The sequence below is a fragment of the Myxococcus vastator genome, assembly GCF_010894475.1.
Classification (GTDB): Bacteria; Myxococcota; Myxococcia; order Myxococcales; family Myxococcaceae; genus Myxococcus; species Myxococcus vastator.
In genome coordinates this window covers 1-5,765 of the sequence record NZ_JAAIYB010000503.1, presented here as the reverse complement: position 1 = coordinate 5,765, position 5,765 = coordinate 1, and the positions used below count along the sequence as shown (strand labels likewise).

Sequence of the window (5,765 nt, the reverse complement as noted above, 5' to 3'; positions counted from 1 at the left end):
GGCCACGCGGCAGCTCCCCTCCCTGGCCGCGTGCGCGGACCGGGGCGCGCTCGCCCGCGTGGACCCACTGCCAGAAGCCCAGGAGGCCCGGCTGTCCCACCCGAATGTCGTCACCGTGCACGACGTGGGGTTGGATGGCGACACCGTCTTTCTCGCCATGGCGCTGGTGCGGGGGCGGACGCTGCGTCACTGGCTGGCGGAGCTGCCGCGGCCGTGGCACGAGGTGCTCTCGCGCTTCCTCCTGGCGGGACAGGGGCTGGCCGCCGCGCACGCGGTGGGGCTGGTGCACCGCGACTTCAAGCCAGACAACGTGCTGCTGGGGGACGACGGCCAGGTGCGCGTCACCGATTTCGGCCTCGCCCGAGCGGAGCCCGCCCTCCTGACGCCACGGGAGCCGTGGGCCGAAGAGGACCCCGTCAGCCGGCCCCTGACGACGGAAGGCGACACGCGAACCGGCGTCCGGCGGGGCACGCCCGCGTACATGTCCCCGGAGCAGTGGCGAGGCCTGCGCGCGGACGCCCGCAGCGACCAGTTCAGCTTCTGCGTCGCGCTGTACGAAGCCCTCTTCGGCCACCGGCCCTTCGCGGGAGGAACGACGAGCGAGCACGTCCAGGCCCTGCGTGAGGAGCGAGTGACGCCGCCGCCCCGCGGCTCTCGGGTGCCCGGCGCGGTGCGCCACGCCATCCTCCGGGGCCTGGCCGCCGAGCCATCCTCGCGCCACCCCACCCTGGCCGCGCTCCTCGCCCGGCTCGAATCCGGCGCGCGCGCGCGCCGCTGGCGCTGGGTGGCGGCGGCGCTGGCCACGGGCGTGGCGGCCAGCGCCGCGGTGGGCTTCGGCCTGGCGCGAAGTGACGCCGCGCGAGCGTGCACCGGCTTCGAGGGCCGGCTGGAGGACACCTGGGGCGAAGCGCACCGGGTCCGGCTGGAGCAGCGATTCCGTCAGGGCGGGCCGCCGGTGCCGTTAGACGCCTTCGAGTCCACCACACGGGCGCTCGACGCCTATGCCCAGGCGCTGGTGACCCAGGAGCGGCAGTCGTGCGAGGACACGCGCGTGCGACAGGCGCAGTCCGAGCGGCTCATGGACTTGCGAGCCGCGTGCCTGGATGGCCGGCGTCAGGCGCTGCGGGTGTTGGTGGAGCTGCTGGAGCGGGGCGAGCGGGAGGCGCTCACGCGGGCGTCCGAGGCCACGCGGCAGCTCCCCTCCCTGGCCGCGTGCGCGGACCGGGGCGCGCTCGCCCGCGTGGACCCACTGCCAGAAGCCCAGGAGGCCCGGCGGGAGCTGGTGCGCCTGCGCCAGGAGGTGGACGGGCTGCGCGTGCAGGGCGCGGCCGGCTTCCATGAGCGCGTGCTGCCCCGGCTGGAAGAGGTGGTGGGGGCGCTGCGAGGGCTGGGGCACCGGCCCACGCTGGCGGGAGCCCTCCTCCTGATGGGCGAGCTGCGAGGCACCGCCGGGAGCTTCGCCTCCGCGCGTGAGGTGCTGGAGGAGGCGGTGCGCGTAGCGGAGGCCGGGCGCGATGACGAGACGGCCGCCCGCGCGTGGAATCGCCTCCTCTATACGGAAGTCCAGGGCATGGGCCTGGACAAGGAGGCCCAGCGCACCGCGCGCATGGCGGAGGCCGCGCTGGAGCGGCTGGGTCCCGAAGCCTCCCTGGAGGTGGCCGCGGAGCTGCACCGCGTCCTCAGCAGCCTCAGCTACCGGCAGGGCGAATACGCGCGCGCGCTCGCGGAGGCCAGCAAGGCCCTGGCCCTCCTGGAGCGGGCGCGCGGGCCTCGGGACGTGGCGCTCGCAGATGTCCTGACTGGCACGGGCATGGCGCTCAACGCGCTGGGGCGCCACGCAGAGGCGGAGCGGCACCATGCGCGCGCCCTGGCGCTCGTCGTGGCGGTGTACGGCCAGGAGCACCCGCTGGGCGCGGTGCACCTCAACAACGTGGCCACCGCGCTGCGGCTCCAGGGGAAGGTGAGCGAGGCGGTGGCGCGCCATGGCGAGGCGCTCGCCCTGAGCGAGCGCCTCTTGGGCGCGGAGCACTCCAGCACCAGCGTGCTCCGGGTGAACCTGGGCGACGCGCTCTCGCGACGAAACCAGCTGGCGGAGGCGATTGCCCACTACGAGCGCGCCCTGGCCAGCCTGCGCAAGGGCGGACACAGCGAGCAACTGCGGGTCGCAAACGTGTTGCTGAGCCTGGGCAATGCACAGGCAGATCTCCGTCAGCTCGCACAGGCGGAGGCAGCCTACCGGGAGGCGCTCGCGATCCAAGAGGCGCAGCTGGGTCCCCGGCACCCGGACGTGGCACTTTCGCGCAACAACCTGGGTTCGGTGGCGATGGACGCGGGCCGCCTGGAGGACGCACGTGCCCACTTCGGCGCGGCGCGCGCGCTGTGGGAGGCCACGCTGGGCCCTGACCACCCGAAGGTGGCCAGCGCGCGCTACAACCTGGGGCACGTGGAGCTGCTCCTGCGCAGGGTGCGCCCGGCGCTCGTTCACCTGCGGCGGTCGCTGGAGGTGCGCGAGAAGGCGCTCGGAGCGGAACACCCCCGGGTGGTGCAGACGCTCGGGCTGCTGGGCGAGGCGCTGGTGGTGGGTGGCCGGCTGCGTGAATCCCGTGAGCCGCTGGAGCGAGCGGTGGCGCTCGCCCAGAAGGTGGAGCTGGCCCCGGCCGAGCTGGCCCGCGCGAACTTCGCGCTCGCCCGGGTCCTCTGGAAGTCACAGGAGGAGCGGCCCCGGGCGCTCGCCCTGGCGCGAGAGGCCCAGGCGGCCTATGCCCGAAGCGCGCCCATCTACGCGCCGCGCGCGCGCGAGGTGCGCGCCTGGCTGTCCACCCACGGCGCCTCCTCGGCCAAGGCGCTCCGTCTCGCGCCCACCCCCGTGGGCGGGATTGTCGGTGGAGGTGTTCCGTGACGTCCGAGCCGACCGAGGCCTTCTTGTCCCGGGCGCCGCACGCGCTCGTCCCGGCGCTGAGGGCGCTTCCCGGACTGGAGGAGGTCCTTGATACGCTGGTGCGGGAGGCACGCGAGGCGTGGCCGGAGGTGCGCATGGACGCGGAGCCCTTCCTGGCGCACGTGGCGCAACGGCTGCCCTCCACGGGAGCGGCCCACGAGGTGCTCGCGAGCCTGCGCGCGGCGGATGTCTTCCTCGCCTTCGCTTGCGTGCGGGGTGAGGCGCGGGCGCACGAGGCGCTCGACACGCACGTGCTGTCCCAGGTGGGGACGTGGCTGCCAAGGGAGTCGCCCACGCTCGTGGACGAGCTGCGGCAGGCGCTGCGCCAGCGGCTGCTGGTCCCGGTGAATGGCGCACCGCCGAAGCTGGCCTCCTACTCCGGACGCGGTCCGCTCGGGCAGTGGGTGCGGGCGGTGGCGCTGCGGCTCCACATCGACCAGCGCCGCGCCGCGCCGCGCGAGTTGCTGGAGCGGGCCCCGGTGGCGCTCGCGGAGCGGCTGGGCGCGGACCCCGAGCTGGCCTTCATCCGAGAGCGGCACCAGGAGGACTTCCGCGTGGCCCTCCGCGCCGCGCTGGGCCGCTTGGAGGCCCAGGAGCGCAACCTGCTGCGGTTGCACCACGTGCACGGAATGGCCATGGACGCCGTGAGCGCCACGTATCAGGCCCCCCGCTCCACCGTGGCACGCTGGATTGCCCGCGCACGCGAGCGGCTGATGGAGCTCACCCGCGAGGAGCTGTCGGCGCGCCTGAGGCTGACGCCCGGGGAGCTGGACAGCCTGCTGCGCCTGGTACGCAGCCAGCTCGACATCAGTCTGCGCCAGTTCATGGCGGACTGACTTTTCCGCCCTGGCCATCCTCATGCTTTTTTCCAGTTTCTCATGAGACGCGCGGCTCGTGCCTTCGTCCTTCAGGCGAGTTCCAACCCGGAGGAGAGCGCATGCGCGAAACCAACCCCAAGAAGACCGCGACGACGTTGCATCCCAAACGCTCCTGGATTCTGCCCCTGGCGCTCCTGGGCGCGCTGGGGTGCACCAACGACGGAGCCGAGGAACCGGTCCCGCCCGTTCAGGAGGACGTGCAGGTGACGGCGTGGGTGCCCGGCACGTCCGCCCCCTCCCACACGCACGTTGAAGGGTCGGAGCATTCGCTCGTGATGGACTGGGTCCGTGGGGAGGGCTCCATCGAAGACCTGACCGACCACTCCGCGTTGATCATCCACGGCCAGGTGGAGTCCACGCGTTTCGACGTCATGCGCGCCCACGCGAAGTCCAAGGTGGAGGGGCAGCCCACCGACGAGGAGAGCGGCGCCTACAGCGACCTGCCGGTGACCATCGCGACCGTGCGAATCAACGACATCGCGCGCACCTCGGCGGGACTCAAGAGCGCCTCGGGCGGCGTGGTCGCCCAGGGCACCACCGTGGAAGTCGTGTTCCCCGGCGGCCTGCTCTCCGACGGGTGCATGCTCGCGCCGGCGGACAACCCGCTGCCGAAGCTGGGGGAGCGGGCGGTGTTCTTCCTCACGCCGCAGGGCGGCGACAAGCCCGTGGCCGCGAGCGCCCTGACGGAGCTCTACTCCGTGACCGGAGGACCGCTGGGACGAATCCCGGTGCAGGACGGCCGCGCCCAGGGCGAGCCGGTCGAAGCGCTCATCGCACAGGTCGAGGCCCGCGCGAGCAGCGCCCAGTACCTGGGACCTGACACGCACCAGGAGCCCACGCACGAGGCGGCCCCCGGCGCGGTGACCGCCCAGAACTGGTGCGGGCTCGCGAACTTCGGTTACAGGTGGTGCCGAAGGCCCACGAACGTCACCTTCACGGACTACACGAGCACGCGTTGGCCTGTCGGCGATGCCATGAACGCGTGGATGTACACGAGCGTCAGCAACAGCCTCTATCTCCACTGGCGAGGCAGCGGCGCCTCCGACGTCATGGTGTACGAGGCCTGGTACGGCGCCACGGGTTGGGCAGGGTACGCGACGAACTCCTGGTCGGGCGCCTGCCTGACCCGGAGCACCATCCAGCTGAACAACTCGTACCACACGGGTGCGCACTACGCGAAGACCGTCTCCATCCATGAAATCGGGCACAGCCTCGGCTTCGCCCACCACGGGAACTGCAACTCCATCATGTACTCGAGCCCCACCGTGTGCGCGGCCGCCACGACAACCTGCGACGCGCAGGCGGCGGCGGGCCTCTATCCGTACTGAAGCTGGGTGAACGACGGATGGACCCAAGCGCGCCTCCCGGCCCGTCGCCGCGGAGGCGCGCGTTCCGTTCCAATCCACCGTCAGCTGAAGAGAGACAGGGCCCGCGTCTTCCACGCCAGCATTCCTGTCGGCGCGTCGCCGCCGCACGAAGAGCACACGGACGGTTGAGCGTCACCCGCTTCGCTGAGCCGTACCGCACAAGGTACTCTCGGCCCCAGGCGCCGGCCCCCGGCACTACGATGCGGCGACGTCACCGCCCCGCCCTCTTCTCTCCATGCCGACCCTCCTGGCGCTACTGCACATCGTGGGCTGCGTGCTGCTCGCGGCCGTCTTCTTCGCTCCCGCCGGGGTGCCCTCGCTCGTCCACCTGCTCAAGGGCATCCTGCGGGAATACAGCCTGGTGATGCTTTTGCCGGCGCTCCTCACGGCGCTGGTGGCCGTCTGGGTTTCCCACGTGGACGTGTGGCGGTGGCTGCGCTGGGGGACGGCGACATCCGCGCTGCTCGTCGGCTTCCTCGCGGTGTGGCCCGCCGCCTCCGCGTGGCGGCTGGCCAGGGCGGCTGACATTCCACTCAGCCTCCGTGCGTATCTCCGCCCCCTCGTCGGAGCCCGCCCCCTGTC

3 protein-coding genes and 1 pseudogene are annotated in these 5,765 nt (G+C 72.7%); all 4 read left to right on the top strand.

The annotated features are described in order from the left end of the window. Nucleotides 1-2,899, top strand: a 2,899-nt coding sequence (locus G4D87_RS32505; RefSeq protein ID WP_163786573.1) for a serine/threonine-protein kinase, incomplete at its 5' end; no start/stop codon positions are given. Continuing rightward, on the top strand, nucleotides 2,896-3,774 hold the full coding sequence (locus G4D87_RS32500; protein ID WP_163786572.1) for a sigma factor-like helix-turn-helix DNA-binding protein: 879 nt from the start codon (nucleotides 2,896-2,898) through the stop codon (nucleotides 3,772-3,774). The genes G4D87_RS32505 and G4D87_RS32500, both read left to right, overlap by 4 nt. Nucleotides 3,775-3,875: 101 nt before the next feature. After that, nucleotides 3,876-5,144: a matrixin family metalloprotease gene (locus G4D87_RS32495; RefSeq protein WP_163786571.1), complete on the top strand. Its 1,269-nt coding sequence runs from the start codon at nucleotides 3,876-3,878 to the stop codon at nucleotides 5,142-5,144. 274 nt (nucleotides 5,145-5,418) lie between these two features. Further along, a pseudogene (locus G4D87_RS32490) lies at nucleotides 5,419-5,765 on the top strand (alpha/beta hydrolase); the annotation flags it as partial.